The following is an 18,596-nucleotide window of genomic DNA, read 5'->3' as shown; positions in this document are numbered from 1 at the left end:
CTCAGCCCTGCGTCTGCCAGTACGTGGCCTGGGCGGAGCGGCACTTGGCCACGAACTGCTCGGCGCTGATGCTGCCGTGCCACAGGTCCAGGTAGTTCTGGTCGAGCACCTTGGGCGACCAGTCGCCGGCCACGCCGTCGAAGGCCAGGCGCACGCTGGGCCCGCTCAGCTGCTGCTGCGCGTCGGCGAGGGCCGCGGGGGCCGGGATGTCGGCGCGCGGGGTGAGGTTGAGCGCGGTGGTCGCCATGCCCGACAGCTCCTTCTTCTGCAGGAAGAATGCGATGAACTTCTCGGCGGCGGTGGCGTTCTTGGCCCGCTTGGGGATCGAGAAGCCGAACAGCGAGACGTCCGGGCTCTTGGCGCCGGGCGGCAGCATCGAGCCGAACTTCCAGGTGGGCGGGATCTGTTTGGCGACCTCGCCGGTGACGTAGCTGCCGTCCATGTAGAAGGCGGCCTTGCCGCTCGCCCAGTTGGTCTCCTGCGCCGGGTACTTGGTGGCGTCGTAGCCGGAGATCAGGTAGCCGCCGTTGACCAGCCGCGCCACGTCCTGCGCCGCCGTGAGCACGGCCGGGTCGTTCCAGCTCGCGCCGGACTTGTCGGCCGACAGCTTGCCGAAGTCGACGCCGGCGGCGTTCAGCAGGTAGTCGAAGTACAGCTCATTGGTCCACGGGTCCTCGCCCTCGGTGGCGACGCAGGACTTGCCCTTGGCCTTGAGCGCGTCGCAGACGCCGAGCAGCCCGGTCCAGTCGGCCGGCGGACTCGGCATGGCCGCGGCGATGTCCGGGTCGGCGGCGTTGTAGAACATGCCGGTGGTGGCGACGTCGTACGGGATCAGGTAGCGGTTCTGACCGGCCGGGTCCTTGGGCAGCACGTCGAGGAACTTCGCCGGGACCACCTCGGAGACCGGCACGTTCTCGCCCGGGACCTGCATGGCCAGCACGGGGGAGAGGTCCAGGGCCTGGCCGGCGGCGGCCACCGAGCCGTAGACCACGTCGTTGGACTCGTCCCACAGGTCGGGTGCCTGGCCCGCGGCGATCGCCGGGCCGATCTTCTTGGCGATGTCGCGACCGGTCCAGTTGACGGTGACCTTGATGCCGGTGGACGCGGTGAAGTCGGCGATCGCGCTCTTCAGCACCTGCGCCTGCGGCTCGTCGGAGCGCCACATCGACCAGTAGGTGAAGCCGCCCCCGCTGCCGCCGCCCGCTGCGCCGCCCGAGCCACTGCCGCAGGCCGTCAGCCCCAGTACCAGCGCGGTCGCCACGGCCGCACCGGCCACCCGAGTGGCCGGCATCGTCGTTCTGCCCATCAGTGTGTCCTCTCCGAGGCGCGAGACTCGCGCAGAGCCGCCGCCGGCGGGCCCCGTCCCGCGGAGTCGCCGACTGGGTCGGAAACGTAGTGCGCATTTGACCGATAAAACAAGAGGGAGGTTGCAAAAAAGTGCGCAGCAACCGAACACGTGACGATCGAGGCGCACGTGGCCGCTGGGGAGACAAGAGCGGGGCGCGGGATCTTGCTTGACGCGGCCGACCGCTGGGGCTACCTTGCGAGCGTCTTTGCTTAACCGGTCAAATGCGAGGGATCATCGATGGTGACGATGCAGGACGTGGCCGAGCGCGCGGGGGTCACGAAGCAGACCGTCTCCAACGTGATCACCGGACGGGTCGCGGTGCGCCCGACGACCGCGGCCCGGGTGCGGGCGGCGATCGACGAACTGGGCTACACCCCGAACCTGGTGGCCCGCTCGCTGGCCACCGGCAGCACCATGACGGTGGGCCTGTTCGTCCCCACCCTGGCCGGCTCCTTCTATGCCGAGCTGGTCGAGGAGGTCGAGGACGTGCTGGAGGCGGCCGGCTACCACCTGCTGCTGGCCACCACCCGCCTCGACGGCGAGCGGGCCCGGCGCTACCTGGCCGGGCTGACCAGCCGCTCGGTGGACGCGCTGCTGATCGCCGGCGACCAGGACCTGATCGACCACCTGCCGCTGCTGGCCGACGCCCGGTTCCCGGTGGTGCTCTGCGCCTGGGAGACCGAGGCACCCGACCGGTTCCCGGTCGTCACCATCGACTACGAGCGGGCCGGCTACCTGGCCGGGCGCCACCTGCGCGAACTCGGCCACCAGCGGGTCGCCGTGCTGGCCAGCCCCGCGCACACCGTGCGGGTCGCCGGCTTCCGGCGCGCCTTCGCGGCCGACGGCCTCACCGTCCCCGACAGCGCCGTGCACCTCGCCCCCGAACCCACCCCGGCCGGCGGTTTCGCCGCCGCGCGCGCCGCCCTCGCCGCCGACCCGGGCGTCACCGCGCTCTTCGCCACCCACGACGTGCTCGCCCTCGGCGCCCTGGAGGCCGCCCGCGACGCCGGGCGCTCGGTCCCGGGCAACCTCTCGGTGGTGGGGCACGACGACAACGCCGAGGTGCAGCTGACCAGGCCCTCGCTGACCACCGTGTCGATCCCCAAGCGGGAGATGGCCCGGCAGGCGACCGAGCTGCTGCTGCGGGCCATCACCAAGACCGGGACGCCGTCCAACTCGGTGCAGCTGCTGCGGCCCGAGCTCATCGTGCGGGACAGCACCGGGCCGTGCCCCGGGGTCTGAGCGGCTGCCCGGCGACCGGAACTCCCCGACAGGAAAGCCCCTATGACCCTCGACCCGGCTCATCGGCAGCAGCGCCTGTGGTACCGCGGCCCGGCCCGCTCCTTCCTGGAGGCGCTGCCGCTGGGCGACGGGCGGCTCGGCGCGCTGCTGTACGGCGGCGGCGCGGCGGAGACCGTGCACCTCAACGCCGACACACTGTGGTCCGGCGGCCCAGGGCCGCGCGACCGGGCGGGCGCGGCCGACCAGTTGGCGGCGCTGCGCACGGCCGTCCTGGTGGAGCGCGACTACGCGAAGGCGGACCGGCTCGCCGAGCGGATGCAGGGCCCGTTCACGGAGGCCTTCCAGCCGCTGGCCACGCTGCGGCTGGCCTTCGGCCGCTCAGGACAGGTCGTTGAGGATCACGTTCGCGCCCTGGATCTGGACACCGCCGTCCACCGCGTCTCCTACCGCGTCGACGGGGCCGACGTGCTGCGGGAGTCCTTCGTCTGCGCCCGGACCGGCCTGTTCGTCACCAGGATCACCTCCTCGCGGCCCGGCACGCTCGGCCTCACCGCCCGCCTCACCACCCCGCACCCCGGTGCCCGCTGGTACGGCGGTGAGACCCCGGACCTCCTTGCCGTGACCGGCCGGGCGCCCGCGCACGTGGCCTTCGGTGCGGACGACCCGGCACACTACCGCGACGACGCGGGCACGGGATTCGCCGCCGGGCTGCGGGTCCTGGCCGTCGGCGGTCAAGTCGATTTCTCGGGCGATGAGTTGACGGTCAGTGGTGCGGACGAGGCGGTGCTGCTGGTCGCCGTCGCCACCGGCTACCGCGGGCCCGACGCGACCCCCGTGGGCCCGGACGACGGCCCGTACCAGGACGTCCTGGCGCGGCTGGCCGCGGCCGTCGATCACCCCTACGAGCGGCTGCGCGAGGCGCACATCGCCGACCACCGGCGGCTGTTCCGCGCGATGACGCTCACCCTGGGCGACCCCGCCGACGACCTGCCCACCGACGACCTGCCCACCGACGAGCGGCTCGCCGCCGTCCGGGCGGGCGGCGACGACGTCGGTCTGACGCAGCTTCAGTTCGCCTACGGCCGCTACCTGTTGATCGCCTCCTCGCGGCCTGGTGGCCAGCCCGCGAACCTGCAGGGGATCTGGAACACCGAGGTCGCCCCGCCCTGGAACGCCAACTGGACCACCAACATCAACCTCCAGATGGCCTACTGGCCCGCCGAGACCACCGGCCTGCCCACCTGCCACCAGCCGCTGTTCGACCTGATCGCCGACCTCGCCGAGCCGGGCGCCCGCACCGCCGACACCTACTACGGCGCCGACGGCTGGACCGTGCACCACAACACCGACCTGTGGCGCGCGACCAACCCGGTCTGCGGCTCGCCGTCCTGGGCGAACTGGCCGATGGCCGCCGCCTGGCTCTGCGCCCACCTCTGGGAGCACTACCAGTTCGGCGGCGACCGGCGGTTCCTCGCCGAGTGGGCCTACCCACTGATGCGCGGCGCCGCCCGCTTCCTGCTGGACTTCCTCACCGAGGACGGGGAAGGCCACCTGGTCACCTGCCCCTCGACCTCCCCCGAGCACCACTTCCGCCTGCCGGGGGGCACGCATCCCGGCGGCGGGCTGGCCGCCGTCTCGGCCGGGGCGGCCATGGACCACTGGCTCACCGCCGAACTCCTCGCCACCACGGCCGCCGCCGCCCGCCTGCTCGCCACCGACCACGACCTGGCCGGTCGCCTGGACGCGGCCAGGGCCCGGCTGCGCCCGCCCGCGACCGGCCCGGACGGGCGGCTGCTGGAGTGGTGGGCCGACCTGCCCGAGGAGGACCCGGGGCACCGCCACTTCTCCCACCTCTACGGCCTCTACCCCGGCAGCGCGATCGACCCGCTCACCGACCCGTCCGCTGCCCGGTCGGCCCGGCTCGCCCTGGAGCGCCGGCTGGGGAGTGTCCACGGCGGCGGGAGCACCGGCTGGAGCACGGCCTGGGCCGCCGCGCTGGCCGCCCGCCTCGGTGACGGCGAACTGGCCCACCGCGCCGTCCGCCGGCTGGCGGCCGAGTACACCGCCCCCAACCTCTTCGGCCTGCACCCGCCCGACCTCTTCCAGATCGACGGCAACCTCGGCCTGACCGCCGCGGTCGCCGAGATGCTGCTGCAGAGCCACAACGGCGTGCTGCGCCTGCTGCCCGCCCTGCCCCGGGCCTGGCCGCAGGGCCGCGTCCAGGGCCTGCGCGCCCGCGGCGGCAGCACCGTCGACCTCCGCTGGGCAGGCGGGCGCCTCGCCGCGGCCACCGTCCGCACCACCCGGGCCCAGCGCCTGACCCTGCTGCTCGCGCCCGGCACACCGCGGCCGACCGTCACCGACCACACGGGCGAGGCGGTGCGCACCGTCCCGGCCGCGTCCCCGACGGGCAACCCGTGTCTGACCGTCGATGCCACCGCCGACGCGACCTACCGGCTGGCCGTGAGCCGCTGAACCGGCCGCCGAGGGATCCGGCGGCCCGCACCCGCGGGCCGGTACCCGCCGGTTCGCGCTCGCCGGCCCGCACCCGCGGGCTCGCACCCGCCGTGGTCACCGCAACCGATTCTGTCCGCCCCCCGACGCAAGGCCGAGAGGAACGCCGTGACCAAGACGATCGCCGCCCTGGCGGACGGCCGCGAGCTGATCTACTTCGACCGGGACGGGTCGTCCGCCGCGCGGAACATCACCGACCCGCGCCCGCTCGCCCCCGTCGCGAACCTGTCCACCGTCCGCCGCGACCCGGCCACCGGGGCCTGGGTGACCATCGCGGCCCACCGCCAGTCGCGGACCTACCACCCGCCCGCCGACGAGTGCCCGCTGTGCCCCTCGGGCGACGGGCGGCGCAGCGAGATCCCGGCCGACGACTACCAGGTGGCGGTCTTCGAGAACCGCTTCCCCTCGCTGGCCATGACCGCCGCGGGGCCGCACGACGGGCTCCTCGCCGGCCCCGCCGACGGGCTGCGCACGGAGCACCCGGGCGTGGGCCGCTGCGAGGTGGTCTGCTTCACCGCCGCGCACGGCTCCTGCTTCGCCGACCTCACCCCCGACCGGGCCCGCCTCGTGCTGGACGCCTGGACCGACCGCACCGGCGCGCTGATGGCGCTGCCCGGCGTCGAACAGGTGTACTGCTTCGAGAACCGCGGCGCCGAGATCGGCGTCACCCTCGCCCACCCGCACGGCCAGATCTACGCCTTCCCCTTCACCGCGCCGCGCACCGCCCGGATGATCGAGCAGGCCGACCGGCACCGCGCCGCCACCGGCCGCAACCTCTTCGAGGACCTGCTGGACGCCGAGTGCGCCGACAAGGTCCGGGTGGTGCTGGCCGGGGAGCACTGGACGGCCTTCGTCCCCTTCGCCGCGCGCTGGCCCTACGAGGTCCACCTCTACCCGCACCGCCGGGTGCCCGACCTGACCGCGCTGACCGAGCCGGAGCGCGCCGAGTTCCCCGCGCTCTACCTGGAGTTGCTGCGCCGCTTCGACCGGCTGTTCGCCGGGCCCGGGCGGCCCGCCCCGGCGGACCCGACGCCCTACATCGCCGGCTGGCACCAGGCCCCCGTCACCGGGGGGAGTGAACTCGCGCTGCACCTGGAACTGTTCACCACCCGCAGAACGGCCGACAAGCTCAAACACCTGGCCGGGGTGGAGTCGGGGATGGACGCGTTCGTCAACGACGTCACGCCCGAGGCGGCGGCCGAGCGGCTGCGCGAGGTGGCCACCTGACGCAGTCCGGCGGCGGGTTGCCCGAGCGGGCCGATTCCGATCGCGGGTGGTGACGGGAGCGGCACCCCGCGTGTACTGTGCAGAGGCTTCGTATACGTGACGAACGGCCGGTGTCCGCCGCGTCCCGCGGGCGCGCGGTGGCAGGGGGCTGGTGGAGAAGAGGGAGGGGGTCGTCATGCCCGGACGATGCTCGCCGGTCTGGCCGGATGGTCCCGAGATCAGGCTGGTCGCCGTCGGTGTGCTGCGGATCGCCGCCGGCGAACCGCTGCCCGGCACCACCGGCCCGGTGCGACCCGCGCGGGCGGCCCGGGTGCTCGATCTGCTGGAGAGCTGGCTGGCCGGCCCCAGCGTCGGCGGGGCCGGGCCGCGCGAGTGCCTGCTCGCGGTGCTCGACGCCCTGGCCCGCCGGTCGGCCGGCCTGGTCGTCGCCCTCCATCAGGGGAACACCGCCGCCGCCAAGGCGAGGCTGGGCGAGGCCTCGGCCGCGGCCCGGCAGACGGCCCGCGCCGACGGGGACGCCCGCCCGCCCGAGCCGGCCGCCCTCGCCCTGGTGTGGCTGGCCGTCGAGGCAGCGGCGGACGCGGCCCGGGTGGTCACCCCCGGCCCGTCGGGCCGTACCCAGCGCCGCCCGAGCGACCGCTTCACCAGCCGCTACGACGGCTTCGTCCGCGACGACCACCTGCTCGACGACACCTGCGCGCTGCTCCTCGCCATCGCCGACCTCACCACGGCCACCCTGACCTGCCTGCTGGACGAGGCTCCGGACGCGGTGCCGGGCTACCTGGACCGCTGGGGCGAGCAGTTGCTGCGGAGCACGGGCGAGGCCGCCGGTTGGGTGCCCGACCACCCGGGCGCGCTGATCGCGGGCACCGACGGCTGCTGACGGCCCGCCCGGCCGGGGCGGCTCACCCCGCCTCCAGGTCCCGGCGGCGGAGCCCCTGCACATGCTCCTCGAAGAACCACCGCGGGTCGCCGCCCATCCGGCTCAGCAGCACCAGCGCGCTCACCGCCACGTCACAGGCCTCCTTCCGTACGTCGTCCCAGGAGTGGCTCTGCCCCTTGCGGGGGTTGGCCGCGAGCGCGCCGATCACGGCCTCGGCGACCTCGCCGCACTCCTCCTGCAGCTTGAGCGCCTGCAGCACCCACCGCTCCTCCCCGGCGGGCAGGGGCGAGTGGGAATCGAGGCGTGCGGCAAGGGAGTTGATGATCTCCCAGGTGTCGTCCATGTCCGGTGATCCTGCCGGTGTTCGAACGGTTCGTTCAAGCCGGGAGGTTCTGGGCGAGTTCCGGCGTGCCCGGGGCGAAGGCGGTGATTTCGATTCCGGCCGGACCTGCGCAGGGCCCGGTCCGGGCGGGGGAGCGTCGTGCTGGGGTGGTCCGCCGGGCGGGGCGTCGACAACGGGGCAGGTGGGGAACGTACGATCAGCGAATGTCTGAAACGACGGAAACCACGCCAGGCTGGCTCGCTCCCGAGGAACTTGAGACGACGCGGGCCCGGATACCGATCCTCTACGTCGAGGCCGTGCCGGTGCGCGTCGACGACACCGGTGAGGTCACCCAGATCGGGCTGCTGCTGCGGATCGGGCCGGACGGGACGGTCAGCCGCACCCTGGTCTCCGGGCGCGTGCTGCACCACGAGCGGATCCGCGACGCGCTGCTGCGCCACCTGGAGAAGGACCTCGGCCCGGTCGCGCTGCCCCGGATCCCGGCCTCGCTGCAGCCGTTCACCGTCGCGGAGTACTTCCCGACGCTGGGCATCACCGAGTTCCACGACCCGCGCCAGCACGCGGTCTCGCTCGCCTACGTGATCCCGGTGGCCGGTGACTGCCGGCCGCGGCAGGACGCGCTCGACCTGGTCTGGTTCAGCCCCCAGGAGGCCGCCTCGTCGCTGGTGCTGCAGGAGATGCCGAACGGGCAGGGCGCCCTGCTCAAGCGCGCCCTCGCGCACGTCGGCTGCCCGACCTGAGCACCTTCCTGACCTGGGCGGGTGCCCGACCTGAGCGGCTGAGCACCCGGGCCGGCCGGGCCCCGGCCCCTTCGTGCCCCACCCTTTGCCGCACGGCAAGGGTGGGGCACGGACGTGTACGGCCGGAGGCCGGGTGCACCGGCCGCCGGTCAGCAGGCGAGCGGCTGGACGAACGCGTCGTCGGCGGCGAAGCCGGCCGCGGCCGAGCCGGCCGGGACGTTGTAGCGCAGCTGGGCGGCGGGTCCGGCGCCCGGGGTGAGGCGGGCGGTGCCGAGGGAGCGGCCCGCGACGGTGATGTCGTAGGTTCCCGCGGCGGGGTGCAGCACCAGCGAGACCGGCAGCCAGACCCCGGCGGGGTAGGCGAAGGCCGCGTCGGTCCAGCTGCCCGCGTCGGTGTAGGCGGCGTTGCCGTCGGCGGCCAGGCTGAACTGGGCGAGCGGGTTGCCGGCGGCGTCCAGCACGTGGAAGCCGACCGCCGCCGTGGTCTGGGCGGCGCGCAGCCGGGTGTCGATCCGCACGTCGCCGCCGGGCGCGGTGAACGAGCGCACCACGCTGGTGGCGCTGCTGCCCGCGGTCAGCAGCAGGGCGGCGCCGTAGCCGCCGGCCGGATCGGCGCCGGCGAGTGCGCCGGAGCCCGGCCCGGTGACCGTCCAGCCGGTGGGGGCGCTGCCCGCCGGGTCGGTGTTGAAGGTGTCGGCGAGCGGCGGGGCACAGGCCGGGGCGCCGGTGTAGGCGCCGACGGGCACGGGGCCGTTGGCGGGCAGCGCGGTGCCGAAGTAGTCCTGGCCGCCGTTGCCGGCCACGCTCACGCCCGCGCCCGGCGCCGCCGAGCCCGCGCCGTACTGGTAGCCGTAGGCGTCGACCAGCTCGCGGCCGGTGAACAGCGGGGCCGCGGTGGTGGAGTTGGTGGCTCCGGCGGGGACGGGGACGTCGTAGAAGAGGTTGTGGTCGTTGATCCAGGCGGGGGCGTCGAGGGTCCATCCGACGGTGCCGGTGGAGCCGTGGCGGACCACCGCGTTGTCGGTGAAGTGCACGTCCAGAGTCGCGCTGGTGCTCTCGGTGACGATCTGCTGGCTGATGCCGTCGGCCAGGTAGAGCGTGTTGCCGTAGATCCGGCCGTTGGTCAGGGCGCCGTCGCAGACCTGGAAACCGCGGGCCCTGTCGTCGATGGAGATGTTGTAGCGGATGGTGAAGTCGCTGGTGGGGGTGTTGTACGGGCAGAGCAGGAAGAAGCCGCCCTGGTTGTCGTGCGACAGGTTGTACTGGAAGACCACGCCGTCGGTGGAGTGGTCCACGTCGTAGGCCATCCCGTCGGCGGTGGTCTGCCCGCCCGAGGTGTCGTTGTACTGGAAGACGGCGTTGACCGTGTTCGCCGTCCACATCCCGGCGTTCGGTGAGCCGGAGCGCACGTTGAAGCCCTGCAGGGTGTTGTGCTCGACCAGGGTCTGCTGGCCGGTCATCGGGGCGATGCCGTCGCCGCCGATGTCCCAGAGCAGGTTGCCGCGCACCACCAGGCCGGTCATCGGGTCCCACGGCGCGCTGCACAGGCTGTTCCAGAAGGCGGCCAGCCGGCTGGAGCGGCACCAGTTCGACCAGGTGTAGATGCCCTGGCGGTCCACCGAGTGGATCCGGTTGTCCAGGATCTGCAGCCCGGCGAAGGCGGTCGGGGTGGTGCTGCCCTGGGCCTCGACGACGATGCCGCCGGAGGCGCCGGCGTACTTGCCGGTGCCCGCCCCGCTCCTGGTGCTCGACGGCAGGGCGCCGCGCACGTCGTGGACGTCCAGCCCCTGCAGCACGATCCCGGGCAGCGTGCCGGCGTCGGCGGCGTAGACGTAGACGCCGCGCCGGGCCGTGGTGTTGTCGCCGGGGGCGGACAGCGACAGGTCGCGGACCTGCAGGTAGGACTCGCCGGAGAGCAGCACGGCCTGGGCGGCGCCGTTGGCGTTGATCGCGGGCAGCGCCCCGGTGCCGTAGGCGTCGACGGTGACGGGGGCCGCGGCGGTGCCGGAGCCCTGCGGGGCCAGGGTGCCCAGGCAGGTGGTGCCGCGGTTCAGCAGGACGGCGTCGCCGGGCTGCAGGGTCAGCGCGTTGACGTCGGCCAGGCTGTTGAACGGGGCGGCCTGGGCGCCGCTGCCGTCGGTGCTGGCCGAGCAGTCGACGTAGTACGTGCTGGGGCCCGATGCGGCCTGGGCGGCGGGGGCGGCGGGCAGGGCGAGGGCGAGCACGCCGAGGATCAGGGCGAGCGGGCGCAGCCGTGCCGGGCGGGTGCGGGGTGACACCAGGGGTCCTCCTTCACGGACCGGAGCGGTGGGGAGCGGGGGCCGGGATGACGGCCGGTCAGGAGCGCAGCGCGGTCAGCGGCTCGGCGGCACCCGTGGTGCTGGGGGTGGACGCGGCCGGCGAGGCGGCCGGTGTCTCGGCGGCCGTCTCCTCCAGCTCGGCGCCGGTGGTGGCGAAGAACGGGAAGGCGAGCAGCACCAGTGCGCAGACCAGGTAGGCGGCGGAGAATAGGGCCACCGCGTGCAGGCTCCAGGCGCTGATCACGGTGGGGCCGAAGCCGGCGGTGACGGCGATGGCGAGGCGCCCCGCGGCCTGGGTGAAGCCGACCCCGACGCCGCGCAGCGCCGTCGGGAAGAGCTCCGCGGACCAGACCCAGGCCAGCGTGCCGGGGCCGATCCAGGTGAAGAAGGTGAAGGCGAGCCAGCAGGTGAAGACCAGGGTGTGGTTCTCCTTGCCGCCCCAGGCGAGGAGTTGGGTGGAGGCGAGGGCGCCGAGCGCGGTGGCCGCGCCGAACCAGCGGCGGTTGATCCGGTCGATCAGCAGGGCGCCGAGCAGGACGGCGGTCAGGCCCATTAGGAAGCCGTAGAGGGTGAACTGCATGGTCTGGCTCTTGTTCAGGCCGGCCGCCGCCAGGAAGAGCGGGCCCGCGATGGTGCTGACGCCGCCGCCCAGGCCGTTGGCGGCGAAGAAGAGCGCGAAGGCGAGGGTGCGGGTGCGGTAGCGGCGGCCGAACAGGGCGCGGTAGCCGCGCGGCTTCCCGGCCTTGTCCGTCGTGCCGGCCGGCTCGGCGGGGGCGGTGCGGGCCGGGGGCGTGAGGCCGAGATCCGCGTAGAGGGCCTGCGCCTCGGCCTCACGTCCCTGCGCCTGCAGCCAGCGCGGCGACTCGGGCAGCAACTGCCGGGCGGCCAGCACCAGCAGGGCCGGCACGGCCGCCAGGCCGAAGAGCCAGCGCCAGCCGTCGGGGTGGCCCTGGAGGCCGATCGCGACCCCGGCCGAGGTGATCGCGCCCAGCAGCCACATCGCGTTGGGCAGGGTCCCGGAGATCCGGCCGCGGCGGCTGCGCGGGGCGACCTCGGCCAGGAACGCGGAGCTGGTGGGGAGGTCCATGCCGACGCCGATGCCCACCAGCACGCGGGCGACGACCAGTTCGGGGACGTTGGTGACGAAGGCGGAGGCCAGCGCGGAGACCACGAAGAGCACCAGGTTGAGCACGAAGATCGCCCGGCGCCCGAAACGGTCCGTCAGGTCGCCGAAGACCAGGGCGCCGACGGCCGCGCCGACGAAGCTGGCCGCGCCGAGCACGCCCTTGTCCGCGGCGGTGAGCGCGAAGGCGGGGGTGAGGAAGACCAGGGCGCAGCTCATCACCAGCAGGTCGTAGCCGTCGACGAACTCGCCGAAGGCCACCAGGGGCGGGGCGAGTCTGCGCACGGTGCGCGCGGAGACGCGCGAGGTGGTCACGGGGGTGCTCATGGGATGGGTGCTCCTGGCGCCTGGGGGGCTTAATTTCTTTCGGAAATTTAGTAAGCCGCCGTCAGGACGACAAGGCCGCCCGCCGGATCGCCATCCGCGGCGACACGCCGTTCACACGGCGCAACACTCCATCCCCGGCAGGCCTCGGCCCGCGAAGGCGTGCGCCGGCAGGCCGGTCACGCCGGGCCGGCAGGCGAAGAGCGACCCGGCCAGCGGCTGCCCGGCGAGCTCGGTCGCGTCCAGCAGCCGGCTGGCGGTGGTGATGTAGAGCGTGTCGAGCCCCGGACCGCCGAAGGCGCAGCTGGTCACCTTGGCCACCGGCAGCGGCACCACGGCGTCGAGCGTGCCGTCGGGCCGGTAGCGGTGCACGGCCCAGCCGTTGAAGAGCGCGACCCAGACGCAGCCCTCGGCGTCGACCGCGAGTCCGTCCGGCACACCGTGCGTGAAGCGGGCCAGCGTGCCCACCCGGCGCGGCGGGCGGTGCGGGTCGGCGCAGTCGAGCACGGCGACCTCGCCGGTCGGCGTGTCGGCGTAGTAGGCCAGCCGGCCGTCCGGTGAGTGGTCCAGGCCGTTGGAGATGCTCACCCCGGCGAGCTGGAGCGTGCTGCGCCCGTCGGGGTCGACCCGGTGGAGCGCGCTGGTGCCCCGCTCGCCGGTGGTGGACATGGTGCCCACCCAGAACCGGCCGAGCGGGTCGACCCGGCCGTCGTTGAGCCGGTGCTCGGGTGAGGGCAGCGGCACCCGGGCCACCGGGGCGGTCCGCCCGTCGTCGGTCAGGTGCAGGACCTGGTCGCCGAGGGCGGCCAGCAGCCCGCCGCCGGCGTGCAGCGCGACCGCGCTGAGCGGGCCCGGCAGGTCGGGGCGGGGCACGGTGTCGGTACCGGAGTCGGCGCCGGAGTCGATGTCGGAGTCGATGCCGGCACCAGGGTCGGCGCCGGTCGCCGGAGCGAAGCGGTGCAGCCGTCCGCGCGGGATGTCGGTCCACCAGAGCACGCCGGCCCGGGAGTCCCACAGCGGTGACTCGCCGACCTCGGCGCGGGTGCGGACCACCGGCACGGCGCGGTGGGTGACGGGGGATCGGTGCACGGCGGTCACAGCTCCGGCAGCCGGGCGGTGATGCCGCCGTCCACCGGCAGGACCGCGCCGGTCACGTACGAGGCGCCGTCCCCGGCCAGGAAGGCCACCGCCTCGGCCACCTCCACGGGCCGACCGGCCCGGGCGAGCGGGTACTGGCTCAGCCGGCGCGCCAACTGCTCCTCGTCCTGCCAGAGGTGGCGGTTGCGCTCGACCGCGATGAAGCCCGGCGAGACGGCGTTGACCCGGATGCCGTGGCCGCCCCACTCGACGGCGGCGGTGCGGGTGAAGGCGAGCAGGCCGGCCTTGGCGGCGGCGTACGGGCCCATCCCCGGCGCGGCCAGGCCCGCGTGGACGGAGGCGATGTTGACCACCGCACCGGGGGCGCCCGCGGTGATCAGCGTGTCGGCGAAGGCCCGCGCGAGGCGGACGGCCGCGTGCAGGCTCACCTCGAAGGTGCGGGCCCAGCCCTCGTCGGTCACCTCGCGCAGCGGGCCGCGCTCCTCGGCGAAGGCGCAGTTGACCAGGGTGCGCGGGTGGCCCGGCAGGTCGCGGGCCGCCGCGAGCACCCGGCGCGGGGCCGCGGGGTCGGCGAGGTCCGCGACGAGGGCGGCGACGGGGGCGGGCGCTGCCGCCGTCAGGGTGTGGACGCGCGGGTCGAGGTCGACGGCCAGTACGGCGTGGCCGCGTTCGGCCAGCGCGGCGACCACGGCGCGGCCGATGCCGCCGGCGGCGCCGGTCACCACGGCGGTGCGGCCCGCGGGGGCGGGCTCACGGGTGGTCATGGGGTGCGCTCCGATTCCAGGGTGCGGGGTTCACGGGTGCGGGGTTCACGGGTGCGGGGTTCACGGGTGCGGGGTTCACGGATGTGGGATTCACGGGTGTGGACGGTGGCGGACCAGAGCAGGGTGGCGCTCGGGTGGGCCGGGTCGAAGTCGGCGCCGAGCCCTGGGCCCTGAGGCAGCAGGAGTTCGCCGCGGGCGATCCGCTCGCCGCCGCCGACCAGGTCGGCCCGCCACGGCACCTCGCCGACCGCACTCTCCAGCAGGTCGCCGTCGAGCGCCACGGTGAGGTGGGCGCTGTGCAGCGCCGCCACCGGTCCGCTCGGGTTGTGCAGCGAGATGCGGGCCCGGCCGGCGGCGCGGGCCAGCGCGCGCACTGCCGCCGGACCGCCGGCGTGCTTGACGTCCGGCAGAAGGACGTCCAACAGGCCCTCCACGGACGTCAGTTGAGCGGGGTTGTGGGCGAACTCGCCGCCGGCCAGCGGCAGGGCGGTGCGGGCGCGCAGCAGCCGCAGCTCGGCCGGGCGGTCGATGCCGACCCCGTCCTCCAGCCAGCCCACCCCGGCGGCGGCCAGCCCGTCCAGCAGGGCGCTGAGCGGCCCGAGCGGCAGCCGTTCGTGACAGTCGACCAGCAGGCGCGGCCCCGGCCCGATCGCGGCGCGCACCGCCTGGACCCGGCGCAGCCCGAGCCGGCCCAGCTCCCTGGTGCCGGGGACGGTGCCGGGGACGTCGAAGGGGGCGAGCTTGACCGTGTGGTGCCCGGCAGCCAGCGCGGCTTCGGCGGCGCGGGCCACCTCGGCGGGCGTCCGGCCGCCCGGCACCCGGTTGATGTTCGCGTAGAGCGGCACCGGGCGCGGGGCCGTGCCGCCGTACCAGGACCACAGCGGCTGGCCGGCCCGGCGGGCGGCCTGGTCCGCGCGTGCCTGCGCCAGACCGCCGCCGACCGTCCGTGCGGTGAAGTCGCCGGGCGGCGGCGCGCCGGCCGCCCAGGCGCGCAGCCGTTCGACGACGGCGGCCACCGGCCCGGCGTCCGAGCACTCGCCGTACCCGGTCACCCCGTCCTCGTCGGTCAGCGCCAGCACCAGCCACCGTGTCCGCTCACTCACCGCGCAGCCGTAGAGCGCCGCTTGCTGTGCCATTCCGCCCCGCCCACCAGCCGTTCCCGGTTAATTTCGAGAAGAAACTAACCGGCGTACAAGCGGCTCCGCAAGCGGTGCGCGGGCGTGCGGGAGTGCGCACGGCGCGCACCGCCCCAGACGCGCCGGGGTGCCCGGGCGTGGGGCGCGGTACTGAACTGCCGTGGGAGATATGGTGCGTAACACCTCAAACGGACCCCTTCGAGAACGGGTGATGGACCGTGTCCGCTGAACTCTCCGACGACTTGAAGAAGTACCTCGACGAACAGCCCGCCTTCGTGACCTTGGCGACGATCCAGCCCGACGGCAGCCCCCAGCTCTCGGTCACCTGGGTCCTGCGGGACGGCAACGACCTGCTGATCTCCACCACCGTCGGCCGCCGCAAGGAGCAGAACCTGCGGCGCGACCCGCGGGCCACGGTCATGATCAACCCGCCTGCGGCGCCCTACACCTACGCCGAGGTGCGCGGCACGGTCAGCATGACCGGCGAGGGCGGGCAGGAACTGATCAACACCCTCTCGCGGCGGTACACGGGCAAGGACTACGCGGACTTCAATCCCGCCTCGAAGGACGACGCCCCGCGCGTCGTCGTGCGCGTGACCCCGCGCAAGGTCGTCGGCTCGCTGTAGCGGCTGTCCGCCCCTGGGCCCGTGCCGGCCCGTGCCCGGCGGCGAATCGTCGAATCGCCGGGCATCAACCGGCCGCACGGGCTTGCCCGTTCGGCCGCGGCCCGGGATCCCCGCGGCCTGCCCCCGGGGGGCAGCCGGCGGTGTCCGGCCGGGGTCGGAATAAGCCGTCGAAATGGTCCGGTCCGGGCAATTCCCGCGGGCCCCGGTGCCGTATTCGGGCCGCCGGCCCAGGGCGGGGCGGTCACCGTGCCGTGCGCGAGCGGCTCCGTGCGGCGGCCCGGGTGACCTGGGCGGGGTGGCCGAGTTCACCGGTCCGTGATTGTCATGGACTCACCATTGTCATCAAATCGCCATGAACCGAAACGCCGATTCGCGCCATTTGTTGACGCGGAGTTTGCGCGGCGTTTGGGGCGCTGTTCTTCGGTGATGGCCCGGCGGTATTCCGCCGGGCCCGGAGAATGGTCACCTATGGCGGGACATACGCGGATTCCAGCGGTGGCCAGGAACGAGCTTTCGTGTGTTATCCCGGGCAGTACGCTAATGACGCCCTACCGCCGGACCCACGAAATCCACAGGGTCTTCACCGCCCTGTTCCAGCCCCACCCAGGCCTCCACCACATCCCGCCGAGTACGCACACGATGCTCGCGCTCGCCGGGGATTCGCGCGCCAGGAGCAGCTTCATGGACATGCCATACCCGACCTCTGTCGAACCACAACTCAGTTTCGCCGTGCTCGGTCCGCTGTCCGTCCGGCGCGGGAGCGCGGCGCTCCCGCTCGGCTCGCCACAGCAGAGCAGATTACTCGCCCTGCTCGCCGTGCAGGCCAATCGCCCGGTCCAACGAGCCTCGCTGATCGAGGCGTTGTGGGAAGGCCGACCGCCGGCCAGTGCAGTGAACATCGTACAGACCTACGTGGCACGGCTGCGCCGACTGCTGGAACCCCAGCGCCCCTCCCGGCGGCCGTCCTGCCTGATCGTCTCCTCCGGCACCAGTTACACCCTGCGGATACCCGAGGAGCGCGTCGACGCCTTCAGATTCGAGCAACTGGTACGCCAGGCGGCCTCGTTGGCCGGTGAGGGCTGGTACGCGGAGGCCTTCGACCGGTACTGGGACGCGCTCGCGCTCTGGCGCGGCCAGGGTCCGGCCGACTGCGTGGCCGCCGGGCCCGAGGCCGAGCCGCTGGCCCGCCTCTCCCGGCTGCGCTTCACCGCCGCCCTCGCGCTGGCCGACCTCGGGCTGCCGCTGCTGCGAGCCCGCGAGGTCGCCGACACACTGGAGCCGCTGGCCCGGCTCGCCCCGCTGCACGAGGCGCTGCACGCCCGTCTCGTGCTGGCCCTGGCCGGCGCCGGGGACACCGCCGCGGCACTGGGCCGCTTCGAGGCGATCCGCCGCCGGCTCCGCGACGAGTTGGGCATCTCGCCGGGCGAGGAGCTGCGCCGGGCCCACCGGCAGGTGCTGCGGGCCCCCGAGGCGCAGGCCCCGCAGGCGCGGACCGGTGGCGAGCGGGCGCGCGAGCGCGGCCACCGGTGGAGCGGATCACCGCCTGGGCTGCCGGAGTTGATCGGCCGTCAGCACGACCTCGGCCGGCTCGCCGCGCTCTGCGGCCGCCGGCAGCTGACCACCGTCGTCGGCGCCCCGGGCTGTGGCAAGTCCGCGCTCGCACTGCGTTACGCGGCGACGGTGGGTCAGGGTGCCGGGCAGCGGGTGCTGGTGGTGGCGCTCGCCGACTGCCACGACGACGCGGCGCTGCGCGAGCGGCTGATCGCCGTCTGCGGCCCGCCCGGCCTCCCGGGCGCCACCGTGGAGGAGCGGCTGGCGGCGCTGTTCCGGGAGGGTCCCACCCTGCTGGTGCTGGACGACGCCGATCCGGTGGCCGAGGCCGCGGCGGCGCTGGCCGAACGGCTGGCGGCGCGCTGCCCGTGGGTGCGGGTGCTGGTGACCTCGCGCGAACCGCTGGGCGTGGTGGGCGAGGCGATCCATCAGGTCGAGCCGCTCGCGCTGCCGCCCGCCGAGGCCCACTCCGTCGAGCAGCTCGCCCGGATCGACTCGGTCGCGCTCTTCTGCCGCCGGGCCGAGGACGCCTGCGGGTTCCGCCTGGGGGCGGCGAACGCCACCGCCGTCGCCCAGCTGTGCCGCCTGCTGGACGGGCTCGCGCTGGCCCTGGAACTCGCCGCGGCCTGCCTGCGCACCATGCCGATCGAGGAGTTGGTGGCCGGCCTGGACGATCCGTTCATGCTGCTCACCATGGTCCGGCGCGGCGGACCGCGCCACCACCGCACGCTGCGCGCCTGCCTGGAGTGGAGCTTCGCTCGGCTGAGCGCCGACGAACGGGCGGTGCTGGCGCGGCTGGCCGAGCAGCGCGAGCCGGTCAGCTACCGCGAGGTGATGCTCCGCTGCGCCGGCGTGCCGGTCCCGGCCGCAGACCTGCCGGCGGTGGTCAACCGGCTGGTGGACCGGTCGCTGGTGGCGGTGGACCGGGTGGCGGGGCAGGCCCGCTACCGGGTCCTGGGCACGATCGGGGCCTTCGCCCGGGCGGCGGGCGCGGAGCTGGCCGAGAGCGCGCCCGCCCGCGGAGTCTGACCGGCACCCCGCTGGTGCACCGCCCCGTACGACACGGCACGACACTGCACGACACGGCACGGCAGGGCCCGCCCCGGGGACGGGGGCGGGCCCTGCCGTGCGGCGCTGTTGCTCAGCCGCCGCTGTTGCTCAGTCGCCCTGGGCGGCGGCCATCGCCCGGCGCAGGCTCAGCGGGCGCAGGTCGGTCCACACCTGCTCGATGTGGTCCAGGCACTCCTGCTCGGTGCCGGCGAAGCCCTTGTCGTACCAGCCGAGCGGCAGCTCCCGGTCGGCCGCCCAGATCGAGTACTGCTCCTCGTCGTTGGCCACCACCAGGTAGCGGGTCTGGTCGCTCATGACAGTCCTCCA

Annotated in this window: 15 protein-coding genes; 7 read left to right on the top strand and 8 right to left on the bottom strand. The window is 74.5% G+C overall.

Annotation, left to right across the window (positions count from 1 at the left end; genetic code table 11):
• Position 1 precedes the first annotated feature (1 nt).
• Positions 2-1,306 carry an ABC transporter substrate-binding protein gene (locus OG294_RS04160; RefSeq protein WP_327065006.1) on the bottom strand — a complete coding sequence of 435 codons (1,305 nt, stop codon included), beginning with the start codon at positions 1,304-1,306 and terminating at the stop codon, positions 2-4.
• Positions 1,307-1,585: 279 nt separating this feature from the next.
• Here OG294_RS04160 and OG294_RS04155 point away from each other — a divergent pair, with 279 nt between their 5' ends.
• From OG294_RS04155 to OG294_RS04140, 4 genes are all read left to right on the top strand, one after another.
• Positions 1,586-2,590: a LacI family DNA-binding transcriptional regulator gene (locus OG294_RS04155; protein ID WP_327065005.1), complete on the top strand. Its 1,005-nt coding sequence runs from the start codon at positions 1,586-1,588 to the stop codon at positions 2,588-2,590.
• A gap of 42 nt (positions 2,591-2,632) precedes the next feature.
• Positions 2,633-5,065 (top strand): glycoside hydrolase family 95 protein, encoded by a 2,433-nt coding sequence (locus OG294_RS04150; RefSeq protein WP_327065004.1) that lies wholly within the window; start codon positions 2,633-2,635, stop codon positions 5,063-5,065.
• A 147-nt stretch (positions 5,066-5,212) separates the two neighbouring features.
• Positions 5,213-6,331 (top strand): galactose-1-phosphate uridylyltransferase, encoded by a 1,119-nt coding sequence (gene galT, locus OG294_RS04145; protein ID WP_327065003.1) that lies wholly within the window; start codon positions 5,213-5,215, stop codon positions 6,329-6,331.
• A 175-nt stretch (positions 6,332-6,506) separates the two neighbouring features.
• Positions 6,507-7,214: a hypothetical protein gene (locus tag OG294_RS04140; protein WP_327065002.1), complete on the top strand. Its 708-nt coding sequence runs from the start codon at positions 6,507-6,509 to the stop codon at positions 7,212-7,214.
• A gap of 22 nt (positions 7,215-7,236) precedes the next feature.
• Here OG294_RS04140 and OG294_RS04135 read toward each other — a convergent pair whose 3' ends face one another.
• Positions 7,237-7,557 carry a MazG-like family protein gene (locus tag OG294_RS04135; protein WP_327065001.1) on the bottom strand — a complete coding sequence of 107 codons (321 nt, stop codon included), beginning with the start codon at positions 7,555-7,557 and terminating at the stop codon, positions 7,237-7,239.
• A gap of 203 nt (positions 7,558-7,760) precedes the next feature.
• On the opposite strand from OG294_RS04135, the gene OG294_RS04130 reads away from it, so the two are divergent.
• A complete protein-coding gene (locus OG294_RS04130; protein ID WP_327065000.1) occupies positions 7,761-8,297 on the top strand; it encodes an NUDIX hydrolase family protein in 537 nt (178 codons plus the stop codon).
• A gap of 149 nt (positions 8,298-8,446) precedes the next feature.
• On the opposite strand, the gene OG294_RS04125 is transcribed toward OG294_RS04130, so the two are convergent.
• The 5 genes from OG294_RS04125 to OG294_RS04105 all read right to left on the bottom strand — a co-directional run bounded on the left by OG294_RS04125 (position 8,447) and on the right by OG294_RS04105 (position 15,042).
• Complete coding sequence (locus OG294_RS04125) at positions 8,447-10,576, bottom strand: right-handed parallel beta-helix repeat-containing protein (protein ID WP_327064999.1); 2,130 nt, start codon at positions 10,574-10,576, stop codon at positions 8,447-8,449.
• A gap of 58 nt (positions 10,577-10,634) precedes the next feature.
• Complete coding sequence (locus OG294_RS04120) at positions 10,635-12,047, bottom strand: MFS transporter (protein ID WP_327064998.1); 1,413 nt, start codon at positions 12,045-12,047, stop codon at positions 10,635-10,637.
• Between the two features lie 111 nt (positions 12,048-12,158).
• Complete coding sequence (locus OG294_RS04115) at positions 12,159-13,133, bottom strand: SMP-30/gluconolactonase/LRE family protein (RefSeq protein WP_327064997.1); 975 nt, start codon at positions 13,131-13,133, stop codon at positions 12,159-12,161.
• Between the two features lie 5 nt (positions 13,134-13,138).
• Entirely contained in the window at positions 13,139-13,906 is a 768-nt protein-coding gene (locus OG294_RS04110; protein WP_327064996.1) for an SDR family NAD(P)-dependent oxidoreductase, read from the bottom strand.
• Positions 13,903-15,042: an enolase C-terminal domain-like protein gene (locus OG294_RS04105; RefSeq protein ID WP_327064995.1), complete on the bottom strand. Its 1,140-nt coding sequence runs from the start codon at positions 15,040-15,042 to the stop codon at positions 13,903-13,905. The genes OG294_RS04110 and OG294_RS04105 overlap by 4 nt, the downstream gene beginning before the upstream one ends.
• 218 nt (positions 15,043-15,260) lie before the next feature.
• Between OG294_RS04105 and OG294_RS04100 the strand changes: the two genes are divergently transcribed.
• Both OG294_RS04100 and OG294_RS04095 read left to right on the top strand, forming a co-directional pair.
• Positions 15,261-15,668, top strand: a complete 408-nt coding sequence (locus OG294_RS04100) for a PPOX class F420-dependent oxidoreductase (protein WP_327064994.1) — start codon at positions 15,261-15,263, stop codon at positions 15,666-15,668.
• A gap of 681 nt (positions 15,669-16,349) precedes the next feature.
• On the top strand, positions 16,350-18,248 hold the full coding sequence (locus OG294_RS04095; RefSeq protein ID WP_327064993.1) for an AfsR/SARP family transcriptional regulator: 1,899 nt from the start codon (positions 16,350-16,352) through the stop codon (positions 18,246-18,248).
• A gap of 129 nt (positions 18,249-18,377) precedes the next feature.
• Here OG294_RS04095 and OG294_RS04090 read toward each other — a convergent pair whose 3' ends face one another.
• Positions 18,378-18,584, bottom strand: coding sequence for an MbtH family protein (locus tag OG294_RS04090; RefSeq protein WP_327064992.1), 207 nt, complete (start codon positions 18,582-18,584; stop codon positions 18,378-18,380).
• Positions 18,585-18,596: the final 12 nt, after the last annotated feature.

Origin of the sequence: Kitasatospora sp. NBC_01302 (genome assembly GCF_035976515.1) — a bacterium.
Classification (GTDB): Bacteria; Actinomycetota; Actinomycetes; order Streptomycetales; family Streptomycetaceae; genus Kitasatospora.
Note: the sequence above shows the minus strand (reverse complement) of the source record. Positions and strands in the feature narration are given on the sequence as shown.

Bases quoted from the DNA above. Each gene is read 5' to 3' on its own strand.
- OG294_RS04160 (WP_327065006.1), bottom strand. From the start codon at position 1,306: ATGGGCAGAACGACGATGCCGGCCACTCGGGTGGCCGGTGCGGCCGTG.
- OG294_RS04155 (WP_327065005.1), top strand. From the start codon at position 1,586: ATGGTGACGATGCAGGACGTGGCCGAGCGCGCGGGGGTCACGAAGCAG.
- OG294_RS04150 (WP_327065004.1), top strand. From the start codon at position 2,633: ATGACCCTCGACCCGGCTCATCGGCAGCAGCGCCTGTGGTACCGCGGC.
- OG294_RS04140 (WP_327065002.1), top strand. From the start codon at position 6,507: ATGCCCGGACGATGCTCGCCGGTCTGGCCGGATGGTCCCGAGATCAGG.
- OG294_RS04135 (WP_327065001.1), bottom strand. From the start codon at position 7,557: ATGGACGACACCTGGGAGATCATCAACTCCCTTGCCGCACGCCTCGAT.
- OG294_RS04130 (WP_327065000.1), top strand. From the start codon at position 7,761: ATGTCTGAAACGACGGAAACCACGCCAGGCTGGCTCGCTCCCGAGGAA.
- OG294_RS04120 (WP_327064998.1), bottom strand. From the start codon at position 12,047: ATGAGCACCCCCGTGACCACCTCGCGCGTCTCCGCGCGCACCGTGCGC.
- OG294_RS04110 (WP_327064996.1), bottom strand. From the start codon at position 13,906: ATGACCACCCGTGAGCCCGCCCCCGCGGGCCGCACCGCCGTGGTGACC.
- OG294_RS04105 (WP_327064995.1), bottom strand. From the start codon at position 15,042: ATGGCACAGCAAGCGGCGCTCTACGGCTGCGCGGTGAGTGAGCGGACA.
- OG294_RS04095 (WP_327064993.1), top strand. From the start codon at position 16,350: ATGGACATGCCATACCCGACCTCTGTCGAACCACAACTCAGTTTCGCC.
- OG294_RS04090 (WP_327064992.1), bottom strand. From the start codon at position 18,584: ATGAGCGACCAGACCCGCTACCTGGTGGTGGCCAACGACGAGGAGCAG.